Below are 23,004 nucleotides of genomic sequence, written 5' to 3' on the forward strand. Positions count from 1 at the left end.
AAGTCGGGTTCGGTTCTGATTTCGGGCAGCACTTCGGTTACCTCCTCCCCTTGGACTGGAGGTATTATAATTGAAGTGCCCTGATTTATTCAACAGCTGTTTATCCTCATGTGACGTTGTAGGGATATTGATGGAAGCAAGTCAATCCCCCTCAATGACCAGGACTTGGTGGGGCTGACCCTCCAGCCCACCGGCGACGGCCGGTTCGTGGTCCTCGGCGTGTCCGTCTTCGAGGGCCTCCCGGCTGTTAAGAACGTCGCGCCCGGCGACAACCTGATCAGGGTGGACGGAGTGGAGACCCGGGGCCGGAGCCTGGGCGCGGTGGTGGACGCCCTCCGGGGGCTCCCGGGCGACGAGCGCGTCCTGGTCTTCGAGCGCCAGGGGAAGACGTTCACCGTGAAGGCGAGGGTGAGGCGGTTGTTGTAGGCTGTTAGGCTGAAGGCTGTTAGGCTGAAGGTCCGGAGGTTGTCCCGTTGGGGTCGGGGTCGGGGTCGGAATCGGTATCGGTATCGGTATCGGTATCGGTATCGGTATCGCAGTCGGTATCGCAGTCGGTATCATAGTCGGTAGCGCAGCCGGTAGCGCAGCCGGTAGCGCAGCCGCTATCACAGCCGCTATCGCAGGCGGTATCGCAGTCGATATCGCCGCCGGTATCGCCGCCGGTATCGCCGCTGCGGTCGGCGCCGAAGGATCCAGGGCGCCTCGGCCACCCTGCGGCGCGCAGACCGCCGGAGCGCCGTCCTGACGGGACCGCCCGCCGCGTCGAAAGCTCGGGCCGCCCCGCCCGGGCGACCCCGCGGCGCATCCGGAAGGAGTGACGCCGCCGAGCCGGGGGTTGAAAAGGCCTTGGGGAGGGTGTTATGCTCGGGGCATGGAAAGCCTGAACGCCCCGGAACGTGACGTTGCAGCGCCCCCCGGAGGGATCGACCGGGTTTCGACCCCGACCCCCGCGGGAGAGGGCCCCCCGCCGGGACCGAACCCTTCCCTGGACGGGGGCCCCTCCGGGAACAAGGCGCCCACGCCCTTGCGGAATGTTCTCCGGAGAGACACCGCCTTCCGCCTCCTCCTGGTTCTCCTCCTTTTTCTGCCGGCGCTGCTCACCCTCGGCGACTACGGGGTGACCTGGGACGAGCCGATCTACCAGGCCGCCGCCGACGAGATCCGCCAGTGGTTCCGGGAAGCCCCCGGCAGCCTTCTGAGCGAGGAGGCGATTCGCCGGCGGTGGGACACGGACCCGGCCCGGAACGTCCACCCATCCGGGGTGAAACTCCTCTACGTGGCCGCGGGGGCCCTCTTCCCGTGGGTCGACGACCCCTTCACCCGAAACCGCGCGCTCAACGCCCTGCTCTTCGCGGTCGCCGCATCGACCTTCCTCTTCTGGCGCCACCGGGGCAAGGTCCTCACCGCCGCCCTCTCGGCGGTGGTCCTGATGACCGTGCCCCGCTTCTTCGCCCACCTCCACTTCGCGGCCACCGACCTCCCCATGACGTCCCTCCTGCTGCTCCTCGTGGTGGCCGCCCACCGGGTGGAGCGGCCGTCCCGCGCCGTCGCCTGCGGGGTGCTGCTGGGGCTCCTGGCCTGCGTGAAGATCACGGGCGCCGTGCTCGGGGTCGCCGTCCTGCTGGGCCGGCTGGCGATTGCCCGGGGTGACCGGGCCGGGGTCCTCCGGCGCTGCCTGGTCGCGGCGGCCGTCTCCCTGGCGGTCTTTTACGTTCTCAACCCGAACTGGTGGTTCTCCCCAATGGAAACCGGCCGGTGGTTCGTGGGGCAGTCCGTGGGGAGGCTCGGGTGGGCGCCGATCGCGACGTGGTTCGGCGGCCAGTTTTACCCCGCCCGCTGCCCCGCCCACTACCCCTTCACTGTCTTCTGGCTCACGACACCGCTGCTCCACGTCGTCGCCGTCTGCGCCGGCGCCGTCGCCGCCGTCGCCCTCCGCGCGGTCCGCCGGGGCGCCCGGACGGCCCTCCTGCTGCCCATGGCCCTCCTCCCCTTCCTGCTCATGGTCCTCCCCTTCTCCCCCACCAACGACGGGGAGCGTTACCTCCTGCCCGCGTACCCCTTCCTCGCCGAGCTGGCCGTCCTCGGGGCGGTCTCGCTCCCACGCCGGCTGGCGAGAAGGGCCCGTGTCGCCCGTACGCTCCCCCCGCGGCTGAAAACCGCCCTCGCCCTGCCGCCCGGCCTGCTCCTGGTGGTCCTCGGCGCCGCCGCAACCGCGACGACCCACCCCTACCAGCTGTCGTACTACGCGTCCCAGGCGGGAGGCCTGGGGGGAGCCGCGGCCGCCGGGTACGAGGTCAGCTACTGGTGGGACCCCCTCAACGACCGCAACCTGGCCGCCCTCGACCGGCACTGCCGCGGACGCCGCGTCTACTGGCCCTTCGCGCCCGACGAGCGCTTCTTCGTCTACGCCATCCGTGCGGGGAAGGTCCGTTTCCTGCCGGTGGGTGATCCCCGGGGAGCGGACTTCGTCCTGCTCTACTCCCGCCCGTACCTCGCGTACTGGGAGGCGGAGACGGCGAAGGAGCTGGCCGCCCTCGGGCGGCGGATGGAGCGGTGCTGGGAGGTCCGGCTCCAGGGCGTCCCGCTGCTGTCGCTGCACCGCGTCGTGGCGCCGGCTCCTTTTCCCTTGCCGACCCGGCGGCCGCCTGCGTAAAATGGAAGCGAGGGCAGGCGAGGTGGGCATGCTGCGAACCCTCGAGAAGCGCGAAAACGGCGTGCGCGTCGGCCGGGGCCTCAAGGCCGGACGCCGGGGCCGGGACCTCGGCGGGGATTCCGATCCTGTCCGGTGCGCCCGCTGCCGGAGCGAGGTCACCCGGCGCAGCGCGGCCCGGGCGGTGGACGGGGCCCTGGTCCACACCTTCGCCAACCCACACGGGATCGTCTTCCGGATCGCCACCTACGCCGAGGCGCCGGGTGCCGTGGGGGTCGGGGGCGAGCACGCGGAGTTCACCTGGTTCGCCGGGCGCACCTGGCGGATCGCGCTGTGCGGTTCCTGCCTCGCCCACCTCGGGTGGAGCTTCCACGCCGGGGCGGAGCGGTTCTGGGGACTGATCCTGGACCGGCTGTCGGAGCCCCCCCCGGGGTCGGTTTGAGGCGTCCCCCAGACGGGGCCGCTCGATTCCCGGGAACGGGCGGAGCCGGTGCGAAGGGCCCGCCGCACGGGGCGGCCGGGTCTCTCGGAATGCGATCCCCTGCCAGTGATGGCGCATTGGCACGCTGGCATTCGATTCGTTGCGTTCGTGTATTTCGTGTATTTCGTGTATTTCGTGTATTTCGTGGTTCTTGTCCGGAACGGGAGCGAGGTGGACGATGGCCAGGACCGAGTGGGAAGGCGGGTTGGCGACCGAAAAGAAGTCGTCGGTCCGCAAGCCGCGGGCCTACCACGTGGTGATCCACAACGACAACTACACCACCATGGACTTCGTGGTGCAGGTGCTCGAGACGGTCTTTCACCACCCCCCCGCCGCGGCGGTGCAGATCATGCTGCAGGTGCACCACCAGGGCCAGGGGATCGCCGGGACCTACACCCGCGACATCGCCGAGACGCGCCGCCAGGAGGCCGAGCAATGGGCGCGCTCGCGGGAGTTCCCCCTCAAGCTGACGGTGGAGCCCGCCTGAGGAACCCGTCCGTCCGAGCCGCGCGCGTCAGCAAGCGGTCGAAAAAACCCTGACCCGGGCCGCTTCCGGTCCGGTCAACTTGCCGCTCCCCGGCGCTTTCGCTTCCAGCGGACGCTTCCCGCGCCCGTCTTTTTCGTGTGGTTCGTGTGGTTCGTGCTTTTATCTGGTCCACCCGTCAGGCACGGTGAGGAGAAACATGGGACAGTCCGAGCTGGAATTCGCCATCCAGGCCGCCATCCGGGAGGCTTTCACCCGGGGCCACGAGTTCGTGACCGTGGAGCACCTGCTCTACGCCCTCCTCTACGAGCCCACCGCCCGGGAGGTCCTGCTCCACTGCGGGGCCGATCTGAAGGAGATGCAGGTCGACCTGGAGGAGTATTTCGAGAAGGACGTCCCCCGGCTGCCCAGGAAAAAGAGCCAGGAGCCGAAGCAGACCCTGGGGTTCCGCCGCGTCCTGGAGCGGGCGGTGGTGCAGGTCCAGTCCAGCGCCCGCACCGAGGAGATCAACGGGGGCGACATCCTGGTTTCCATCCGCTCGGAGCGCGAGTCCCACGCCGCCTGGGTCCTGGACAAGCAGGGGATCAGCCGGGTCGACCTCCTCAACTACATCGCCCACGGGGTCTCGAAGGTGGACGACGACGACCTCGGGGACGGCGCAACGCCGGGGGCCGACGACGACGAGGAGGTCGAGGCGGCCCCGAAGAAGCCCCTGAAGCAGTTCATGGTCAACCTCACGGAACTGGCGCGCGAGGGGAAGCTCGACCCCCTGATCGGCCGTCGCGCGGAGCTGAGCCGCATCATGCAGGTCCTCTGCCGGCGAACCAAGAACAACCCCGTGCTGGTGGGCGACGCCGGTGTCGGCAAGTCGGCCATCGTGGAGGGGCTGGCCCAGACCATCGCGGCGGGCGACGTCCCGGAGCCCCTGGAGGGGAGCGAACTCTACATGCTGGACCTGGGCTCCCTGCTGGCGGGGACCAAGTTCCGGGGCCAGTTCGAGGAGCGGATGAAGGCGTCCCTGGACGCCCTGAAGAAACTGAAACGGCCCATCCTCTTCATCGACGAGATCCACATGATCGTGGGGGCGGGGTCGGCCTCGGGCAGCTCCATGGACGTCTCCAACATGCTCAAGCCGGTGCTCCAGGCGGGGGAGATCCGCTGCCTGGGCGCCACCACCCACGAGGACTACCGGCGGCACCTTGAGCGCGACCACGCGCTGGTGCGCCGCCTGCAGAAGATCGACATCCCCGAGTCCTCCGTCGCCGACACCGTGGAGGTCCTCCGCGGCCTGCGGGAGCGCTACGAGGGGCACCACGGCGTCCGCTTCACCGACCCGGCGCTCCAGGCGGCCGCCGAACTGTCGGACCGTTACGTCAACGAGCGGTGGCTCCCCGACAAGGCCATCGACGTCATCGACGAGGCGGGGGCCGCCAACCGGATGCGCAAGCCCGCGGAGCGCCTGGAGCGGATCGATCGGCCCCAGATCGAGCGGGTGGTGGCGCAGGTCGCCAACGTCCCCGACCTCCAGGCGGGGCGGAGCGAGACGGAACGCCTGGCGGTGCTGGAAACGGAGCTGCGGGGGGTGGTGTTCGGCCAGGACGACGCCGTCCGGGCCGTGGCGGAGGCGGTGAAGCTCTCCCGGGCGGGACTGGCGCCCCCGGACCAGCCCGTGGGCGCCTTCCTCTTCGTCGGGCCCACGGGGGTGGGCAAGACGGAACTGGCCCGGCAGCTGGCCGCGGTGCTGGGGATCGGCTTTTTACGCTACGACATGAGCGAGTACATGGAGAAGCACACCGTGTCGCGGCTGATCGGTGCGCCGCCGGGTTACGTCGGGTACGACCAGGGCGGCATCCTGACCAGCGCCATCCGGAAGACGCCCCGGAGCGTGCTGCTCCTGGACGAGATCGAGAAGGCGCACCCCGACCTGTTCGACATCCTGCTCCAGGTCATGGACCACGCCGCCCTCACCGACAACACCGGCCGCTCGTCCGACTTCCGCAACGTCATCCTCATCATGACCAGCAACGCCGGCACGCGTGACCTCAGCCGGAAGGGGATCGGCTTCGGAGGGCTCCCCGGCGCCGGGGCCGGCATGAAGGAGGTGGAACGGCTCTTCAGCCCGGAATTCCGCAACCGGCTCACCGGCATCGTGCGCTTCGGGCGCCTGGACCCGGCCGTCATGGAGCGGATCGTGGAAAAGTTCACCCGGCAGCTGGCGGAACAGCTCGAGCCCAAGGGCGTCACGGTGACGCTTCGGCCCGAGGCCGTCCGGTGGTTCGCCGGGAAGGGTTACGACCCCGTCTACGGCGCCCGGCCCCTCAAGCGGCTAATCCAGGACCGGCTGCACCGCCGCCTGGCCGACGAGATCCTCTTCGGGAGGCTCTCCCGGGGCGGCGCCGTGACCGTGACCGTCGAGGGGGACGAGCCGGGCCTCGAGATCGTCTCCCCGCCCCCGGAGAATTCGGCGACGTGTGAGGGGGCCGCGCGCCCGGAGCGCTGAAGGCGTCGCCACCCGGACGGCGGGTGCGTCAACATGGGCGTCTACGGCGGAACTCCCCGGGCATTCCGGTCGGACGGACTGTTCGCGTCGATGTGTGCCCCCATGCCCCACGCCGTCGGGGCGCTCAGGAAGGGAAGCGAACCGGGCCTCGGCGGGGCGCTCGCCGATCTCGACCTCATGGTGCACCGCGCCGGGACGGCGAGTGGAAAGCTATTCTGAACCCTGAGCATGCGTGTCAGAATCGGATCACCCGCTTCCTCCCGCCGTGCTGGAGAAGCTGGTCCGGGCCCGGGTCGCGGAAACGGGGCCGGGCGGTCCCGGCAAACTCGCGGACCGGTGAATTGACCCACCCAATCGTAGATTTTTCCCAGTCGAATTCCCACTTTTTGTCTTGCACTTTTTGGGAACTTCAAGGATAATGATTACAAATTTATCCATGGTGGCGAGAGGTCGTTATGACAAAACGCAACGCCTTAGTGATTCTTCTCTTCTCCGTTCTCCTGCTGACGGGCCTGGCCCCGTTGCCCGGCCAGACGCAGCCCGTCAAGCCGTGGACCTTCATGGTCTACCTCTCGGGCCCCGCCCAGACGGACCTCGAACTGGAGAATTACCTGACGGACCTCGGCGGGACGGCGTCCGACAACGCCAACATCCTGCTGATGACCAACTACCCCGTCAAGGTGGGGAACGTCGCCTACAAGGGGATGTTCTCCATCGCGAAGAACACGTCGGGACAGTCGAAGATCCAGGTCGTCAACGCCGTTGAGAGCGTGAACCTGGCGGGGCCCAATGCGCTGTCGGCGTTCCTCGGCGCCGCCCGTCAGAATTACCCGGCAAATCACTACGCCCTGGTCCTGGCGAGCGAGCGGCAGGTATACACCGACCTGGCCGGCGACGTTTTCAGCGCCGTCTTCCGCGACAAGCAGACCGGCGCCAACATCCGGCTCTCGGGCACGGGGCTGGCCGAGGCGCTGTCCACATGGGTGGACCAGGCGGGGCATCCGCTGGACGTCCTCTTCATCGACGCCCCCTACCAGCAGAACTGGGAAACCGCGTTCGCCCTCCGGGACGATGTCGACTACCTGGTGGCCCCCCAGAGTGCGGCGCCCACCGCGTGGTTCCGGCTGGGGACCCTGCTGCGCACCTCCCCCTGGCAGACCCTGCAGCCCCAGCAGCTGGCGGAGCAGATCGTGCAGTTCGCGGGCGGTTTCAACTACCCGTCCATGTCGGCCCTGAAGCTCCAGGACTTCCATGCCTTCGGGACCGGCCTGAACGCGCTGGCCATGAAGCTGATGTACTACCGCTCCCAGTACGGGCCCTCCGGGCTCCAGACCGTCCGGAACGGGCTCTTCCAGTACAACGCCGGCACCGGCGGCCAGATGGTGGACCTGCGGCAGTTCCTGGGCGTCTTCGCCACGGGCAACTACCCCGTGACCATCCGTGACCAGGCGGCCGCCCTCCTGCAGCTCGCGGACGGGATCGTGGTGGAGAACGTCACCCAGGACCGGGTGTCCTCGGGCTTCTCCGCCTACTACCCCGCGGTCCCGACCGCCTACCTGGCCTCCTACGACCAGCAGCGCAGCTCCCAGCTGACCGCCTGGGACTCCTTCGTGAAGGGCAAGGCCGGCCTCGAGGTGGGGGACCGGCTCCGGATGACCACCACCAGCGGTGCGTCGGTCTCGCTCTCCGAGGACTTCCCGGTGGGGCTCGACATGACGGTCACCTCGGTCAACGCCGCGGCCGACGAAGCGGTGCTCGGCGGCACCCTGCTGATGCCCGGCCAGCCGTCCGCCACCCTCCAGAACATGGGCGTGCGGGTCTCCACCCTCATGGACAGCGGCATGGTCCAGTTCACCCGTTTCCCGGTCATCACGGGCGGGCCGTCCTCGGTCACCATCGGCGGGCTCACCCTCAGCAACATCGAGCTGACGTGGGACGCGGCGGGAATCCACCTCGACGGCGACCTGGTGATCAACAACCTGATCCTGGCGGGGTCGACCCTCACCTGCCACGCCCAGATGAACGTCCACCTCGACGACAGCGGGCTCCCCGTCTTCGACAACCTCAACCTCACCGACATCAACGCCACCTACGGCGACTTCACCCTGCAGGGCAACGGCCAGCTGCTTCAGTCCCCCTGGCGGATCGCCTTCACGGGCTCGGCCCGGCTGGGCGCCTACGGGACGCTCGACGTGACGGACTTCGTCTTCGGCCTCAACGGGCAGGTCCACCAGTACGGGACCATCGCCTGGGCCGGCGGCCCCTACCCGATCGGCAGCGCCACGCTGGACAACCTCCAGGCGCGCTGGGACGGCAACGGGCTCTTCCTCGCGGGTTCGCTGAGCATGTCCGGGGTACCCTTCCTCGGCTCCACCCTCAGCCTGGCGGCCGACGCCGAGGCGACCCTCCAGATCCAGGGCGGGCACCCGACCCTGACGGCCATGCAGGTCACCGGCGCCTCCCTCTCGGCGGGGGACTGCACCCTCACGGGGGACCTGGTCTTCCAGAGCCCTGACCGCTTCGTCATCAACGGCACCCTCAGCGCCGGCGCCAACGGCAGTTTCGCCGTGTCGAACCTGGTCCTGGGGTTGAACGGCCAGTTCATCTCCTTCGGGCAGGTCACCTACAGCCAGCCCCAGTGGACGGTGGGCGGCCTCACCCTGACGAACGTCACCGTGGCGCTGACGCCGAACGCCCTGACCGGCCGGGGCGCCTTCCAGGTGTCCAACGTCGCCTTCATGGGGAGCACCTTCACCCTCAACGGGGAGGCCGACGTCAAGCTGGCCATCGCGGCCGGCCGCGTGAGCGTTTCGTCCATCACGGCCTCGAACCTCAACTTCAGCGGGAACGGCATCGTCTTCACCGGCAGCGTCGCCTACGACGGCCCGTCGAAGGTGTTCACGCTCAACGGCAACGCCAACATCCCGCCGTACGGGACCTTCTCCGTCAGCGGGTTCAAGGTCGGCCTCACCGGCCAGGTGGTTGCCTTCGGGACCTGGCAGTGGACCACCGGCCAACTGGTGATGAACGGCGTCACCGTCCTCAACCCCGTGGTCACCCTCACGGCCGGCGGCCTGAACGTGACCGGGCAGGTGAGGGTCGACGGGGTGGCCCTGATGGGGTCCAACTTCACCTTCACGGGTGATGTGGCGGCCCAGATCGCCTTCCGGAACGGCGCCGCCTCGGTGACCTCCTTCACCGTCAGCAACGCCGCCGGGTCGGCGGGGACCGCGCGCTTCACCGGCAGCCTGGCCTACGACGGCGCCCTGAAGCAGTTCACCCTCAACGGGACCCTGAACCTCCCCACCGTCGGGAACTTCACCGTGAGCAGCCTGGTGGTCTCCGCCGGCGGCCAGGTGGTCAACTTCGGGACCTGGACCTGGGCGGGCGGCACCATCACCCTGGGCGGCCTGACCATCACTAACCCCGTGGTGGTCCTGACCGCGACCGACATGAAGGTCAGCGGCGCTTTCGCCGTCAACGGGGCGGTCATCATGGGGACGGCCTTCTCCGTGACCGGTGACGCCACGGCCACCGTCCTGTTCCAGAACGGGCAGCCGGTGCTCTCGTCCCTGGCGGTCTCCAACGTCAAGGCCCAGGCGGGCAACCTGGTCCTGACAGGCTCCGTCGCCTACGCCGCGGGGACCCCCGGCAAGTTCACCTTCAACGGGGTGCTCAACGCCGGGTCGGTGGGTACCTTCTCCGTCAAGGGCCTGGTTGTCGGGACCAACGGGCAGGTGTTCAGCTACGGCACCCTGACCTACACCAACCCGCAGATCGTCATCGGGGGCCTGACCCTCTCCAACGTGTCGGTCTCCTGGAACCAGCAGGACCTCGACGTCTCGGGCGGCCTCACCATCGGGAACGTCCCCGTGGCCGGCCGGATGCTCAACGTCTCCTGCACCGCCGCCGCCTCGTTCCGCATCGTCAATGGCGCCTTCACCCTGTCCGAACTGGCGGTGACGAACGTGAGCGCCTCCGCCGGCGGGCTCCAGATCACCGGGGACGCCATCCTGGCCCACGCGCCGGACCGGCTGGTGATCAACGGGCAGGCGGTCCTGGGGACCTACGCCACCGCCTCCGTCCAGGGCCTCGAGATCGGCCTCGGCGGCCAGGTCTACAGCTACGGCACCCTGACGGTGACCGTTCCCCAGGTGATCATCAACAACTTCACGTTGAAAAACCTGACGGCCGTCTGGTCGGCCCAGACCCTGACCCTGAGCGGGAACGTCTCGTTGTCCAACATCCCGGTCGCCGGGCAGGCCCTGAACCTGTCGGTCACCGCCACCGCGGTCCTGACCTTCTCGGGGAGTACGCCCGCGCTGTCCAGCTTCTCGGTGGACGACTTCTCCGCGACCTACGGGAACTTCACGCTCTCCGGCAGCGCCCAGTACCTCTCCAACCCGTCCCGCTTCGTGCTCAACGGGGTGCTGACGGCGGGGACCTACGGGACCTTCTCGGTCCAGAACTTCCAGATCGGCGCCAACGGGGCGGTGATCTCCTACGGGACCCTCACCTACACCAACCCGGTCATCAACCTGGGGAGCAAGGCCCAGCTCCAGAACGTCACGGTCCAGTGGGACGGCGCCGCCATCTCCCTGGGCGGGACCCTCGCCATCAGCGGCGTCCAGATCAACGGGGCCGCCTGCTCCTTCGGCGCCACGGCCCAGGCGAAACTGAAGCTCGCGAACGGGACCTGCCAGCTCGACTCCCTGGCGCTGACCGGCCTCTCCATGGCCTACAACGACTTTTCCATCACCGCCAGCGCCAACTACCTCAAGTCCCCGGACCGGATCCAGCTCGCGGGCAACGCGACGCTGGGGGTCTACGGCAAGCTCGCCTTCGAGGGCATGGAGATCGGCCTCAACGGAACGGTCTACTCCTGGGGCACCTTCAACTACTCCCTGTCCAACCTGAAGGTGGGGAACTTCACCCTGAGCAACTTCACCGCCACCTGGAGCGCCACCGGCATCAGCGCCTCCGGGACGGTGGGTTACAGCGGGACCGACTTCGGGATCTCGGCCTCCGGCCTCCTGAAACTCTCGTCCAAGACCGGCGCCCTGAAGGTGGACGACTTCCAGCTCACCGGCGTCAGCGGGCAGTACCGCGGCTTCGGGTTCTCCGGGAGCGCCGTCTGGAACGCCGCCGACCGGACCTTCACCATCTCCGGCTCCCTCCAGCTCGCCTCCTCCTTCACCGCCGCCATCTCCAACATGGTGGTCAACACCCAGGGGCAGGTGCTCTCCTTCCAGTCCGCGTCGGTCTCCCTGACCATCGGCAGCTACGGCTTCTCCGGCGCCCTCTCCTTCCCGGCCAAGGACGAGATCAAGATCGCCGGGTCGGTCACCCTCCCCGCCTTCCTGACGGGGTCGGCCGGCGGCAGCATCCACCTGCGCAAGCACCCCGGCGGCGGCGTCCTCAACTGCGGCTGGGACGTCCTGGCCGGCTCCATGTCGCTCCCGAGCTTCAAGGTGGGGACCTACACCTTCGGCGGCGGCAGCTTCGCCTTCGACCAGGTCCACATCACCGGCCAGGGCAGCCTGAACATCCCCAACGTGGCCGGCATCGGCTTCAGCTTCGACTTCGGGTGGAACGGCCAGTTCAACAGCGCCTGCCTCACCGCCACCGGGATGCGGATCCCGCTGGGCACCACGGGGATCTTCCTCAACGGCGCCGGCGGCTGTCTCAAGCGCTACACCTCCCCCACCACCTACTGGGAGATCATGCTGACGGGGACCATCAGCGACGCCACCGGCATGATCGAGGCCAGGGGCGTCCTCACCATCGGGACCAACGGCTACGTGAGCGGCCTGGCCACGCTGGAGGTGGCGGACTACCCGTTCGCGAGCGCCTCCCTGACCTTCGACTACCCGAAGAAGCAGATCGATGCGGCCGCCTGGCTGGGCGAGAACCCGTCCGACGGCATCGGGGCCTTCGGCATCTCCCTCAAGGGCCAGACCCAGGTGCACTTCAACTGGGGCGGGAAGTGGGCCTACGGCACCGCCAACCTCAGCCTGGAACTCATCTGGATCGACTTCGCGGGGATCGCCGGGGCGTTCGGCGTGAACTACCCCTACTACCCCATCACCTACGGCTCGGCGAGCTGCCAGAAGCTCCGCTCCAACGGCGTGGCCGCCTCCGGCTCGTTCCTGTGGTGGGTCTACGGGGCCCAGGTCATCCGGACCTCCTCCGGGTGGGACGTGGACCTGTTCTCGTGCAGCAAGTGACGGCCTGCACGGCACTAAACGAAAGGAGATTCGGACATGAAGAATAAATCGCTGCTGTTCACCCTGGCCCTCGTCCTCCTCCTCGCCTCCGCCGCCCTCGCCGGCGTGCCCATGGTCAAGCTCTCCTCGGCCCGGGCGCTGACCCCCGGCAACCAGGTCGTCTTCGACGTGGAGACGGAAGGGTACAAGGGCGAGAAATCCGCCGGCGTCCTCACCATCTCGGTGGAGCAGCCCTCCGCCGACGGCCTGGGGCTCCGGTACGAGTACGCCTCGGACCGCGAGAACGCCCGCCTCCGGATGATCGTGGACCGGGAAGGGAAGATCCTCAAGATCGCCCGGCCCGTGGTGGAGCGCGTCGGGAAGCCCGACGGCGCGTCGTCCCTGACCGTCGGGACGGCGGCCCCCGCGGGCGGCAAGCTGGGCGGCGCCCCCGCAGGAAGCGCCGGGGAGAAGACCATGGCCGCCCGGCCGGTGACCGACACCCCGGACGCCGAGATGATCGACGTGCGGAAGGACGAGCGGGTCATGGCCAAGGCCGGGGCCCCCGAACCGTCCGTGATCTTCGACCGGGCCCGGCCCGAAGGGAAAGTGGAGGACCTCGGGATGGAGAAGCTCCAGACGGCCGAGGGGGCGATCCCCTGCCGCCACCTGCGGGAGGAGAAGGTGGACATCACCCACTCCGAGAGCGGGAACCTGGTCATGATCACCACCTCCACCCGCAACACCCACCGGTGGATCCGGGCGGACGGGGCCGAGGACCAGCTGCTCAAGCAGGAGACCCTGACCGTGGTGTCCTCCCGCATCGTCCACAAGTTGGACGAGCAGGGCGCCCCGCCCCAGATGCAGGAGGAGAAGAAGGAAACCGTCCGGATGACCCTCCGCACCCCCAAGTCCAGGTAACGCCGGTTAACCCCTTCGCGGCTCCAAGTCCCTTTAACGCCGACCAACCCCTTCGCGGCGGGCCTCCCTGGCCCGCCGCGTTTTCTTTCCCTGCCCCTTCGGGGCGGGGTCGGGACGGAGTGGGGCCCGCGGGTCCCCGGGGCGGCGCCGCGGACACCCTTCACGCCGCCCCAGACGGTTGCGTTTCCCCGGGGACCGCTGAAAATTCCTTCGCCCGAACGCCGGGGGCTGTTATAATGCAACCGTTCGTATCGGGCGTCGCCGGCAAAACAGCAGCGGGGGGTGGTCCGGGCCCGGGTGGCCGGGGTGTTTCCCCCGCGCCCAGGCCTGTTCCGGCCGGCGGGCGGCCCCGACCCGGGTGACTTTCGTCCGCGAGGCGTCGGATGTGCGTGCTGACGGGTGATTTCAGGGCCGATCTCTACGGGGAGATCGCGGAACTCTGGCGCTTGACGGGCGTCGGCCGGCCCGAGCGGGGCGACGACCTGGCGCGCATCCAGCACACCCTCCGGAACGGGGGGAAAATGATCTGCGCCCTCGAGGGGGGGAAGGTCGTCGGCACGTCCTGGCTGACCCAGGACGGCCGGAGGGTTTACGTCCACCACATGGCGGTGCACCCCTCCCACCAGGGGCGCGGCATCGGCCGACGACTCCTTGCGGCCTCCCTGGAGGCCGCCGCGGCCCTGGGCCTGCAGGTGAAACTGGAAGTTCACCAGGACAACGCCGCGGCCCTCCGAATCTACCGGGACGCCGGGTTCGTCACCCTCGAGGGGTACGTCTCCATGATCCGCCGCTCCACGAGCGCGCCGGGGTCGTGCCCGTCCCGGGGCGGGGAGGGCCCATGAACGTCCTGTCCATTTTGTCCTTCCTGGCGGCGGTCATCTACGCCGGTCTTGGGCTCAACGTCCTCCGTCACGACGAGCGGGCCGACCTGAACCGCCTTTTCGCCGTCCTCTGCACGGCGTACGCGGCCTGGTCGTTCTGCTACGTCTTCCTCTACCCCGCGCCGGACGAGGGCTCCTGCTGGCTGTGGTTCCGTCTCTCCGCCGTCGGATGGACCCAGTTCGCCGGCCTCACTCTCCACTTCACTCTCAAGCTGACCCGGAACGACCGCGTGCTGAAACAGTGGTGGATCTACCCCGTGATGTACGCCCCCGGCCTCGTCTTCCTGGTGCGGTCGTGGACCGGCGTCGTCACCGTGGAGCGGTTCCTGCCCGGGCCGCTGGGGTGGTACCCCGAGGAGGCCGTCCGCTCGCCGTGGTTCTGGCTCTTCACCGTCCACTACCTGGTCTACGTCCTGGTGAGCATCGGCCTGACCTGGGCCTGGGGCCGGCGGTCCCGCCTGGCCCGGGAGCGCAAGCAGAGCGCCATCATCACCGGTTCAACCGCCGCGGCCCTCCTGCTGGGCGCCGTTTCCAACAACGTGCTCCCGGCCCTCCAGATCCGGGTCCTCCCCTCCATCGCCCACATCATCATCATCGTGTGGCTGGCGGGGATCTGGATCGCCATCATCCGGTACAAGCTGATGGCGCTCACCTCCTCCATCGCCGCCGAGGAGATCCTGAACAAGACCCGGGAGATGGTCCTCCTCCTCGACCCGAACCAGCGGATCATCCGCACCAACCCCCGGACCACCTACCTCCTGGGCTTCACCCCCGAGGAACTCTACGGGCGGACCATCGAGAGCCTCTGTTGCTTCGGCACCGGCCCGCTCCGGGGGCCGGGCCTCCTGGCGGAAAGCTCCGACACCGCCGTGGATCTGGCCTTCATGCGGAAGGAAGGGGAGCCGATCCCCGTCAGCGTGGCGGTGTCGCGGATCCGCGACGACGCCGGCGACCTCATCGGGACCGTCATCTTCGCCCGGGACCTCCGGCAGTCCCGCCAGCTCCAGCGGGAGATCGCCGAGCGCAAGCTGGTGGAGTCGGCCCTCAACCGATCGGAGAACCAGTACCGCGTCATCTTCGAGAACACGGGGACCGTCATCGCCATCATCCACGAGGACTCCACCATCAACCTGGTCAACTCGGAGTTCGAGAAGGCCACGGGCTTTTCCAAGGCCGAGGTGGAGGGGCGGATGTCGTGGAAAAATTTCGTCCACCCCGACGAACTCCCCCGCATGGAGGAGTACGAGCGCCTGCGCCGGGAAGCGCCGGACCGGGCCCCCCGGAGCTACGAAACCCGGATGCTGGACCGGGGCGGGAGCGTGCGGAACGTTTTCCTCACGGTGGCGCGGGTCCCCGACACCGCCGAGTCCATCGTCTCGGTGCTGGACATCCACGACCGCATCCAGGCGGAGAAGGCCCTCCGGGAGTCCCACGAGAAGCTGCAGGAGGTCGACCGGATGAAGACGGACTTCCTCTCCATCGTGGCCCACGAGCTCCGGACCCCCCTGACCTCCGTGCTGGGCTTCGCCAAGATTATCCGGAACAAGTTCGAGACCATCCTGGTCCCCGAGCTCCCGGAGGACGACTCCCGCACGGGCCGCGCCGCCTTCCTCATCCGGGACAACCTGAGGATCATCGTGGACGAGGCCAACCGGCTGACGTCCCTCATCAACGACGTCCTGGACCTGGCCAAGCTGGAATCGGGCAAGATCGATTGGGAGGTCAGCCCGGTGTCGGTCCCCGATCTCCTGGAGAGGGCGAAGGCGGCCACCTCCACGCTGGCGGCCCAGAAGAACCTGGCGTTCACCGTCGAGACCGAGCCGGGCCTCCCCGAGGTCCGGGCGGACGACGACCGCCTGATGCAGGTGATGGTCAACCTCATCTCGAACGCCGTCAAGTTCACCCGGGAGGGATTCGTGGCCTGCCGGGCCCGGCGGGAGGGCGACGAGGTGGTCATCAGCGTCCGGGACAGCGGGATGGGCCTCCGAAAAGAGGACTTCTCGCGGGTGTTCGAGAAGTTCCGCCAGGTGGGCGACACCGTGAGCGGCGTGCAGTTCGGCACCGGCCTCGGGCTCCCCATCTGCCGCCAGATCGTGGAGCACTTCGGCGGCCGCATCTGGGTCGAGAGCGAACTCGGCCATGGCAGCACCTTCGCCTTCACCCTCCCCGTCCACCCCGGCCCCGAGACCGTTTCCGCCGAATGATCCGAGGGGGCGGACGGGGTCGGGTGTCGGGATTCCGGCGTCAGGTGTTCAACGGCGGGCAGCAGATGGCGGGAAAGTGGCCCTGAAAAGGGATCGACCCCGCTTTCTCCCCTCCTCCTGAGACCCGACGCCGGTCATGCCCCCCCTCACTTCACCCCCCGCTTGATCCGCACCCCCATCCCGGGGCGAAGGGCGCCGCGCCCGAGCCCGCGAAGCGGGCGATTGAGTGTAGCCCGGGGCGAAGGGCGCCGCGCCCGAGCCCGCGAAGCGGGCGATTGAGTGTAGCCCGGGGCGAAGGGCGCCGCGCCCGAGCCCCGGGAAAGAGCGAGGGGATTTGGAGGAGCCCCGCCTTGCGGGGCGATTCATACCTCGCTAATTGTCACGTTCATGAGGCTGTCTGCCCTCTTGGCGCGGATTGATTCGCCCGCTGCGCGGGCTCCCTGTTTTTATCCTTCCTCTACCCAGGGCTCGGGCGAAGCGCCCTTCGCCCTGGGCTACACTCAGTCGCCCCGCAAGGCGGGGCTCCCCGGCGTAGCGCGGCCCTCCGGGTCGCGCACGAACCGGCCGCGGCGTGATCGATCATCGCCCGGAGGGCGGGGCTCCCCGGCGCAGCGCGGCCCTCCTCGTTGCGCACGAACCGGCCGCGGCGTGATCGTCCATCGCCCGGAAGGCGAGGATGCGTTTCGCGCGGGGGCGAGACGCGCCGACCCGCCCAACCCGACACCCGACACCCGAAACCCGCCCCGGGGCACCCTCCACCCGTCAGTGTCACCCCCCGCCCCGCCCCTTCTTCAAACCCGTTGTAATGTCTCCCTCTTTGTGTTAGAGTCGATTTGATCTATGCGCTCAGGATGGGGTTAGCGATGGAGTTTATCGGCAGTTGGGACAGGAAGGTCATCGCCCTCGGGCAGAGCAAGGCCTGGGTTGCCTTCTCCCGTCTTTTCTGGATCTTCCTGCTCTACCACCTTCTCCGGACCGGGGGGATCTTCTCGATCTCCGAGGATTTCTTCCTGCTGATCGCGCTGCAGCTCTGCTCCTTCGTCATCCTGCGGTTCCCCGACACCCTGGCCGGGCCCCGGGCCTCCCGGATCATCCTGCTGGTCGCCGACTTCCTCTTCATGTCCTGGGGCCTCGCCGCCTTCTACCGGATCGACGGGGTCCCCCCCTGGCCGCTCATCGTGTTCTTCCCGGCCCTGTACGCCCTCCTCGTCATGGCCCCCCGGCTGCGAATCTTCCTCTGGTCCGCCCTGATTGCGGGGGCGCTGCTCGTCCCCGTGGCGATCTGGGCGGCGGGGATCGTTTCGCCTTTCCGCATCGTGAGCCTGCTGGCCTTCTGGGCCTTCCTCGTCCTCTACCTGGGCTTGACCGCCTTCCCCGTCAACGCCACCCTCTCGCTCCTGAGCCGCTTCGAGAAGACCACGGAGCGCGCGGAGGACCTGTTCCGGCTCAGCGTGGAGATGGCGGACGCCGGCACGATCCGGGAACTGTTCCAGACCGCGGCCAACAGCGTATCGAAGCACTTCCCCGACACGCGGGTCGACGCGCTCCGCCTGGCTGCGGGGGAACAGGCGGAACTCATCCTGCGCCCCGAGACCCAGGGCAAGTTCCCCACCGAGAGCCCTTCGCCCAACCTCAAGGAGTGTCTCGCCTCGGGGAACCTGACCGTCGCGGACGACACCCCGCCCGCGCCGCGGGGCCCCGAGTCCCGGCCGGCCCCGGCCAAGGCCGCCGGCGGGTCGGTGATTCTCATCCCCGTCCAGATGCCGTCCAACAACGGGAAGGGATACGTCCTGCGGGTTTCCTGGGCCAGCCCCCGGATCTTCCGGGACGAGGAAAATGCCTATTTCCGGACGATCCACGAGGCGCTGAGGACCCACTTCCGCCGGATCCAGACCGAGAGCGACCTGACCGAGGAGAAACGCGACCTCCAGTCCAAGTACCAGCCGCTGGTGAAGGAGAACCAGGACCACATCGCCCTCGCGGCCATCCTGGAGCGGTTCGCCACGGCCACCTCCCTGGAGACGTGCATGAGCGGCCTGGCCCAGTCCTTTCACGGCGCCCTGGGGGCGGACGCCGCCCTCTTCTTCTTCCTGAGCCCCGCCCACACCCTCGAGGCCGTGGGGGTTTTCGGGCCGAACAAGCCGGAGCTTCCCGCCCTCTTCCGGGTGTCGCCCGACCGCTCGCTGGTCGGGGACTGCGTGAAGAACAACAAGGTGTTCGTCCACGGCCACCTGAAGCCGCCCGAACCGACGGACGTGCACCTGGAGGACCTCCCCGCCCTCCTGAAGGCGGAGGTGAAGTCCCTGATCACCCTGCCGCTGTCCCGCGCCGGCCAGGTCTACGGTTGCCTCGTGCTCTGCGGCCGTCGCCCGGGCCAGTTCCGGATGGAGGCGATGAACCTGCTCAGCCGCATCCAGGCCCCCCTGGGCGACGGTATCGCCCTGCTCAAGGGGCGGGACGAGTGTGAGCGGGAACTGGTGACCGGTCGCAAGCGAACCCGGCTCTTCAACGGGATCCTGCAGGCCTTCAAGGCCGGCGCCCTCCAGGAGCGCCTGGGCAGCGTCTTCCAGGAAACCTTCGAGCTGGACTGGTGCCGGTTCTACACCGTCAACCCTGCCTCGAACGAGTGGACGGCCGTCTCCGGCGACCTCTACTTCGACCCCGCGGACACGTTGCACAAGCAGTGCGCCCCCGACCCGCTGATGGAACGTGCCCGGATCAACGGCGAGGGGATCATCGTGGACAACACCCTCGACGACCCGGAGTGCCCCGACTTCAGTTCCCAGCAGTCCTGCCGGATGGTCGTCCCCATCCTCCACGAAGGCGAGGTCCTGGGCCTGGTGGACGCCGTCGCCCACCTGGAACGCCTCCTGACCCACCAGGACCTGACCCTCGCGTCGGCCGCCGCCGAACTGATCGGGAACTTCATCATCTTCGGGCGGTTCACCAAGGGCCGGCAGGAGAACGTCGGGAAGGACGCCCTCACCGGTCTGCCCGACCGGAACCGCTTCATCGAGGCCCTCGAGGCCGAGGCCAAGCGCTGCCAGGACGCCCGGAAACCCTACGTGACCGCCATCCTGGACGTCGACGACCTGGGCAAGATCAACGCCGACCAGGGCATCCTGGCTGGCGACGGCATCATCCGGGCCGTGGCCGAGATCACCCGGGCCGTGGCCCGGCCCAACCACTTCGTCGCTCGCTGCGGGGGAAACGCTTTCGCCATCCTCATGCCGGAGACGAACATGGAGAAGGCGGTCCCCATCATCCGCCAGATCCTCGACTGGGTCCGGACCCAGCCCTTCCCGGGGGGGACCCAGGTCCAGGCGTCCGCCGGCCTGGCCGGCTACCCCGTTCACGGGCAGACGGCGTCCGACGTGTTCGGCGCCGCGGAGCAATCCCTCCGCCGGGTCAAGCAGAGCAGCAAGGACAGTTTCGCCTTCCCGGGCCGGGAACTCTTCCCGGTCCAGGGCAAGTCCAGCCGCATCGACACGGCCCAACTCTTCAACGACATCCTCGGGCCCGGCAAGAAACCGGGACCCCACACGGTCGCCACGCTCAACAGCCTGATTCGCCACCTCGACGGCAAGGGCTTCGACCCCTTCGTCATCGGGGACGTCCTTTACCGCCTGATCCTGATGCTGGACTACCCCGAACGCCACAACGAGTACTACAACCTGGTCCCCGAGATGGTCATCCGGCTGGGCAAGGAACTGAACCTCACCCAACCGCGGATCCGCGACCTCCTGCTGGCCGCCAAGGTCTACGACATCGGCAAGTTCCTGCTGACGGACGACATCCTCTACGCCAACCGCCCCCTCGAGGAGGACGAGCGCCAAAGCGTCCGGGAACACGTGGGGGCGGGCGTGAAACAGGTCCTTCAGCCGCACCGGATCTTCGCCCCCATCCTGTCCCCCGTGAAGTTCCACCACGAGCGGTGGGACGGCAGCGGGTACCCCTGGAACCTCAAGGGCGACGAGATCCCGCTCGAATCGCAGATCCTGGGCATCGTCGACGTGTTCAAGGCCCTCGTGACCGAGCGCCCCTACAAGAAACGGATGAGCATGGCCGAATCCATGGAGATACTGAACGGTTTCAAGAACTCGATGTTCGAATCCCAGCTCATCGACGCCTTCTTCAAGGTCGTCGAGAGCATGAAGGTGATGCGGTGACCGACAGTGCCGAACGGTTCCTCCACTTCCTGACCTCGTCCCACTCTTTCCTCGTCCCGCTCCCCCAGCTCTACCGGATCATCTCGCACACCCCCCCGAAACCCGTCCCGTTCAGCCCCGACTACATCCAGGGCGTCATCCACTTCGAGGGCAACCTCTGGGTGGTGGTGGACCTGGACGCGATCCTGGGGGCCCCTGCCGACGACGTCCTGCCCGAGCTGATCCTGGCGCGGCACGACGAGTGCCACCTCGCCTTCCGGGCCCGCCGGACCCGTGACATCGTCACGGTCCCGGAGGACCGCCGGGAAATCCGGGCCGTCCCCGGGCTGCCCGCCCCCTGCGTGTCCTTCGTCACAGTCCTGGGCGGAAATCTCACGTATGGTCTGAACCTGGGAGAATTCGTGGAGGCACTCAGCGCGAAATGACGTTGGACGCGGGAACGGTGGACATCTTCCAGGCGGGGCCGCACCGCTACGCCTTGCGGTCCGGGAAGATCCGGCGCATCGAGAGCCGTCCGTCGGGGAGCGCGGGGCGACCCATCGCCGGCTTCACCGTCCGGCGCCCGGCCAAAGGCGCCCCGCCGCGCCTGGTCTTCCCCGGGCACGGGGGAGGCCGGGTACTGCTCGAGACCGAGGAGCACGGCCGCCGCATGGAACTGGAAGTCGACCGGGTGATCGAGGTCAACGTCGTCCCGGACGCCGTGATCCCGTCCAACCCGGCCGTGGAGAAACTGTGCGGGGCAGGGTTCGTCGCCGGGTTCGTGGGCCTGGAGAAGGATTTCATCCTGCTCATCACCCTCGGCCCCTTGCTGGAAATGTTGACACTCAGGAGGCACCATGACGAAAAATGACGCGTCCGGCATGGAGCGGTTCCGGAAGGTCCGCCAGGTCTCGCTCCGGGGCCTCGCCGCGATCCTGGCCGGCACCGTGGCCCTGCTTGTCGTCATCCTGTCGCTCCCGCCGGACCCCATCGCCCTGAGGATCGGCATCGTCGTCGCCGCCGTCGCCGCCCTGGGGGTCGGGACCTGGCTGCTGGCCCGCAAGCTGGACCGGGACCTCGGGACGATCCTGACGGCCCAGGACGAGACCCACGCCCGCAGCACCCGTTTCCTGGACCACCTCAAGCAGGTCCTGGAAGTGATCCGGGACGGGGACCTGACGGGCTCGCTGGACGCGGACGACATCCACGAGGAGTTCCACGCCCTGATCGAGACCTTCCGTGGCTCCATCGCCGGGTTCTCCAGCATGCTCAAGAAGATCCAGAAGACCTCCGCCGAGGTGAGCGTGCAGGCCCACAAGATCCTGGAAACCTCCGGGGAGCAGGCCTCCGGCTCGTCCGAGCAGGCCGCGGCCGTCGCCCAGATCACCTCCGCCATGGAGGAGCTGGCCCGGACCGCCGCCCAGATCGCCGAGAACACCACCTACGTGGTCTCCTCCTCCGAGGAGGCGGAGAAACGGGCGCAGGAGGGCATGACCCACATGCGTGGAAACGCCTCCAGTCTCGAGCGCATGAACGAGCGGATGCGCGACATCAACGAGAACGCCCACAACCTCGGCGAGAAGTTCCAGGAAATCGACAAGATCCTCGCCCTCATCACCAGCATCGCGTCGGAAACGCACATCCTGGCCCTCAACGCCGCCATCGAGGCCGCCGCCGCCGGCGAGTACGGGGCGCGGTTCTCGGTCATCGCCTCCGAGGTGCGCCGGCTCTCCGACATGAGCCAGGACTCCGTGGACGAGATCAAGAAGATCCTCGGCGAGTTCCAGAAGTCCATCCAGAGCACCATCCTGGCCACGGAGCAGGGCACGAAGGAGTTCGAGTCCGCCATGGAGGCCGCGTTCCAGATCCAGGAGAAGCTCTCCGCCATCACCGACAAGGTCGGGCAGACCACCCGCTCCGCCAAGGAGATCTCCCTGGCCACCCAGCAGCAGAAAACGGCCAGCGACCAGATCGTGGACACCCTCAAGGACGTCTCCTCCGTCATCCGCCAGATCGCCAACGCCCTCCAGGAGTTCAACCGGGCCGCCAACCGCCTCAACACCCTGGCCATGGACATGCAGCTCATCTCCCAGAACTTCACCATCGACTCGGACCGCAACATCAAGTACCTCGCCAAGAAGACGGTGGAGAACGAGACGATCCGCATGTTCCGCCGGCGCAACTCCACCGCGGTGCTGGACGAGATCCTCCAGGAGAACCGGTTCATCGAGATCCTCTACATCGCCGACGCCGAGGGCGTGCTGGCCGGCTTCGCGGTGGCCGACTTCCTCAAGACCGAGCAGAACCTCGAACTGCTCAGCAAGGGCCACAACTTCTCCCAGCGGCCGTGGTTCTACAACGCCAAGGACTCCCGGCGGCCCTACGTCACCACCATGTACAAGTCCGTCCTCACCGGCGAGGACTGCTTCACCATCTCGGCCCCCATCTACGGCATGGACGGGAACTTTTCCGGCGTCCTGGGGATCGACATCAACGCCGTCAACTGGTCGCGGATCGACTGACGGTCGG

General features: G+C 68.2%; 13 protein-coding genes. All 13 read left to right on the forward strand.

Annotated features, from left to right (window positions below; translation table 11 throughout):
• Positions 1 to 168: 168 nt before the first annotated feature.
• The 13 genes from KA419_08050 to KA419_08110 all read left to right on the forward strand — a co-directional run bounded on the left by KA419_08050 (position 169) and on the right by KA419_08110 (position 22,997).
• On the forward strand, positions 169 to 426 hold the full coding sequence (locus KA419_08050) for a hypothetical protein (protein ID MBP7865890.1): 258 nt from the start codon (positions 169 to 171) through the stop codon (positions 424 to 426).
• 445 nt (positions 427 to 871) lie between these two features.
• Complete coding sequence (locus KA419_08055; protein MBP7865891.1) at positions 872 to 2,653, forward strand: DUF2029 domain-containing protein; 1,782 nt, start codon at positions 872 to 874, stop codon at positions 2,651 to 2,653.
• A 28-nt stretch (positions 2,654 to 2,681) separates the two neighbouring features.
• Entirely contained in the window at positions 2,682 to 3,092 is a 411-nt protein-coding gene (locus KA419_08060; GenBank protein ID MBP7865892.1) for a hypothetical protein, read from the forward strand.
• A 217-nt stretch (positions 3,093 to 3,309) separates the two neighbouring features.
• Positions 3,310 to 3,618 carry an ATP-dependent Clp protease adaptor ClpS gene (locus tag KA419_08065; protein ID MBP7865893.1) on the forward strand — a complete coding sequence of 103 codons (309 nt, stop codon included), beginning with the start codon at positions 3,310 to 3,312 and terminating at the stop codon, positions 3,616 to 3,618.
• 196 nt (positions 3,619 to 3,814) lie between these two features.
• The gene (gene clpA, locus KA419_08070) at positions 3,815 to 6,115 is read left to right on the forward strand and encodes an ATP-dependent Clp protease ATP-binding subunit ClpA (GenBank protein MBP7865894.1); all 2,301 of its coding nucleotides are present in this window, start codon (positions 3,815 to 3,817) and stop codon (positions 6,113 to 6,115) included.
• Between the two features lie 455 nt (positions 6,116 to 6,570).
• A complete protein-coding gene (locus KA419_08075; GenBank protein MBP7865895.1) occupies positions 6,571 to 12,342 on the forward strand; it encodes a hypothetical protein in 5,772 nt (1,923 codons plus the stop codon).
• 36 nt (positions 12,343 to 12,378) lie between these two features.
• On the forward strand, positions 12,379 to 13,242 hold the full coding sequence (locus tag KA419_08080) for a hypothetical protein (protein MBP7865896.1): 864 nt from the start codon (positions 12,379 to 12,381) through the stop codon (positions 13,240 to 13,242).
• Between the two features lie 383 nt (positions 13,243 to 13,625).
• Positions 13,626 to 14,084: a GNAT family N-acetyltransferase gene (locus KA419_08085; GenBank protein MBP7865897.1), complete on the forward strand. Its 459-nt coding sequence runs from the start codon at positions 13,626 to 13,628 to the stop codon at positions 14,082 to 14,084.
• Positions 14,081 to 16,327: a PAS domain S-box protein gene (locus tag KA419_08090; GenBank protein MBP7865898.1), complete on the forward strand. Its 2,247-nt coding sequence runs from the start codon at positions 14,081 to 14,083 to the stop codon at positions 16,325 to 16,327. Before KA419_08085 ends, KA419_08090 begins: the two co-directional genes overlap by 4 nt.
• Positions 16,328 to 17,190: 863 nt before the next feature.
• Complete coding sequence (locus KA419_08095; protein ID MBP7865899.1) at positions 17,191 to 20,496, forward strand: diguanylate cyclase; 3,306 nt, start codon at positions 17,191 to 17,193, stop codon at positions 20,494 to 20,496.
• Positions 20,493 to 20,921 carry a chemotaxis protein CheW gene (locus tag KA419_08100; protein ID MBP7865900.1) on the forward strand — a complete coding sequence of 143 codons (429 nt, stop codon included), beginning with the start codon at positions 20,493 to 20,495 and terminating at the stop codon, positions 20,919 to 20,921. The genes KA419_08095 and KA419_08100 overlap by 4 nt, the downstream gene beginning before the upstream one ends.
• The gene (locus KA419_08105; GenBank protein ID MBP7865901.1) at positions 20,918 to 21,346 is read left to right on the forward strand and encodes a hypothetical protein; all 429 of its coding nucleotides are present in this window, start codon (positions 20,918 to 20,920) and stop codon (positions 21,344 to 21,346) included. The genes KA419_08100 and KA419_08105 overlap by 4 nt, the downstream gene beginning before the upstream one ends.
• Positions 21,333 to 22,997, forward strand: coding sequence for a methyl-accepting chemotaxis protein (locus KA419_08110; protein ID MBP7865902.1), 1,665 nt, complete (start codon positions 21,333 to 21,335; stop codon positions 22,995 to 22,997). The genes KA419_08105 and KA419_08110 overlap by 14 nt, the downstream gene beginning before the upstream one ends.
• The last annotated feature ends 7 nt before the right edge of the window (positions 22,998 to 23,004 follow it).

The sequence above is a fragment of the Acidobacteriota bacterium genome (assembly GCA_018001935.1).
Taxonomy (GTDB): Bacteria; Acidobacteriota; JAAYUB01; order JAAYUB01; family JAAYUB01; genus JAGNHB01.

Excerpts from the sequence above, each read along its gene's own strand:
- KA419_08065 (MBP7865893.1), top strand. The coding sequence starts at position 3,310 with ATGGCCAGGACCGAGTGGGAAGGCGGGTTGGCGACCGAAAAGAAGTCG.
- KA419_08095 (MBP7865899.1), top strand. The coding sequence starts at position 17,191 with ATGGAGTTTATCGGCAGTTGGGACAGGAAGGTCATCGCCCTCGGGCAG.
- KA419_08075 (MBP7865895.1), top strand. The coding sequence starts at position 6,571 with ATGACAAAACGCAACGCCTTAGTGATTCTTCTCTTCTCCGTTCTCCTG.
- KA419_08055 (MBP7865891.1), top strand. The coding sequence starts at position 872 with ATGGAAAGCCTGAACGCCCCGGAACGTGACGTTGCAGCGCCCCCCGGA.
- KA419_08110 (MBP7865902.1), top strand. The coding sequence starts at position 21,333 with ATGACGAAAAATGACGCGTCCGGCATGGAGCGGTTCCGGAAGGTCCGC.
- KA419_08105 (MBP7865901.1), top strand. The coding sequence starts at position 20,918 with ATGACGTTGGACGCGGGAACGGTGGACATCTTCCAGGCGGGGCCGCAC.
- KA419_08090 (MBP7865898.1), top strand. The coding sequence starts at position 14,081 with ATGAACGTCCTGTCCATTTTGTCCTTCCTGGCGGCGGTCATCTACGCC.
- clpA (MBP7865894.1), top strand. The coding sequence starts at position 3,815 with ATGGGACAGTCCGAGCTGGAATTCGCCATCCAGGCCGCCATCCGGGAG.
- KA419_08085 (MBP7865897.1), top strand. The coding sequence starts at position 13,626 with ATGTGCGTGCTGACGGGTGATTTCAGGGCCGATCTCTACGGGGAGATC.
- KA419_08080 (MBP7865896.1), top strand. The coding sequence starts at position 12,379 with ATGAAGAATAAATCGCTGCTGTTCACCCTGGCCCTCGTCCTCCTCCTC.
- KA419_08060 (MBP7865892.1), top strand. The coding sequence starts at position 2,682 with ATGCTGCGAACCCTCGAGAAGCGCGAAAACGGCGTGCGCGTCGGCCGG.